1 protein-coding gene is annotated in these 279 nt (G+C 57.0%); it reads right to left on the bottom strand.

Features of this window, described 5'->3' with window-relative positions; translation table 11 throughout:
* Positions 1-279 (bottom strand): N,N-dimethylformamidase beta subunit family domain-containing protein (locus EN845_RS35820; RefSeq protein ID WP_348631141.1); only part of this gene is annotated, 279 nt, incomplete at both ends.

The raw sequence follows: 279 nt of genomic DNA, 5'->3' as shown, positions 1-279 counted from the left end.
TGTCTCGGTCCGCCCGCCAGCCAGTTGATGTAGTTTGGCTGCACGTTGGTCAGGGGGCGCAACCGCGAAGCATAGATCACCCCGCTATCGTCCGAATGCCGATCGTACAGCGATCTGCCGAGTGAAGGTATCTGCTGAAGAATGGTTTCCGCCTTGTCCAGCACGATCGGAAAACTCATCATCTTTTGATGGGCGATTCCGCGCTCGCCCTCCCAAAGATGCTCGTTGCCATAGGCGAGGTAAGTGTTCGTTGGAGCGACGAACAGGACCCGTTTCCTG

Origin of the sequence: Mesorhizobium sp. M8A.F.Ca.ET.202.01.1.1 (assembly GCF_004791595.1) — a bacterium.
Taxonomy (GTDB): Bacteria; Pseudomonadota; Alphaproteobacteria; order Rhizobiales; family Rhizobiaceae; genus Mesorhizobium.
This window is presented reverse-complemented; position numbering and strand designations above follow the sequence as displayed.